This is a genomic window from Psychrobacter sp. 1U2 (assembly GCF_051847575.1).
Genome location: NZ_JBPYDC010000552.1, coordinates 1 through 980, shown reverse-complemented (window position 1 = coordinate 980; position 980 = coordinate 1). Strand labels below are relative to the sequence as shown.

At 43.8% G+C, this 980-nt stretch carries 1 protein-coding gene; it reads left to right on the top strand.

The features are described 5' to 3' along the window. On the top strand, positions 1-940 hold a 940-nt coding region (locus ACS8FD_RS17210), incomplete at its 5' end, for an arginine--tRNA ligase (RefSeq protein ID WP_439276745.1). Positions 941-980 lie beyond the last annotated feature (40 nt).

The following is a 980-nucleotide window of genomic DNA, read 5'->3' as shown; positions in this document are numbered from 1 at the left end:
ATCGATTGACAGCGAGATTGAGCCTGCTCTACAAGTATTAGATGAAAAAGGCTACTTGTACGAAAAAGACGGCAACATTTGGTTTAAATCGACTGATTTTGGTGACGAAAAAGATCGTGTGGTACGCCGTGCCAATGGTCAGACGACTTATTTTGCCTCTGATATCGCTTACCATAAGAACAAATTTGAGCGTGGTTTCGATAAGGTCATCAATGTTTGGGGTGCAGATCACCATGGATATGTACCGCGAGTAAAAGCAGCATTATTGGCGCTTGGTATCGACGCTGAACGTCTTGATGTAGTCCTCGTACAATTTGTGGCTCTATGGCGTGGCAGTGAAAAAGTGCAAATGTCATCACGTTCGGGTAAATTTGTCACTCTACGTGAGCTACGTCATGAAGTAGGTAATGACGCGGCACGTTTTTATTACGTGGCACGTAAGCCTGAAGTACACGTTGATTTTGATTTGGAGCTTGCCAAATCGCAAAGTAAGGACAATCAAGTTTATTATATTCAGTATGCACATGCACGTGTTTGCCGAGTATTGGAGAAGCTACAAAATAATGGGCTTGTGGTAAACGATACAATTGGTTTGGAGCATCAAAATCTGCTCACCGCTCCCAATGAAGATGAGCTTATTAAATTGCTGGCAGGATATCCTGCGACATTGTTACGATCTGCGACAGGTTACGAGCCTCATGTATTAACCAACTACCTAAAAGAGTTAGCAGCGTTGTTTCATGGCTGGTATGACAGCAATCGTATTTTGCCTGTGAGCTTAACGTCAGGTGAAACACCAACCCAAAGCGAGATTGATTTGATGCAAGCACGTTTGCGCCTATCTAAAGCGGTACGTCAAGTGTTGGCTAATGGGCTTAGTTTATTAGGATTGTCTGCACCGTCTAGGTGTCATGAATTTAGAGTATGCGCTAGTAGGTGATATGAGTTGGCAAACCCAAGCTGATTGGCAAGCGCCTGAC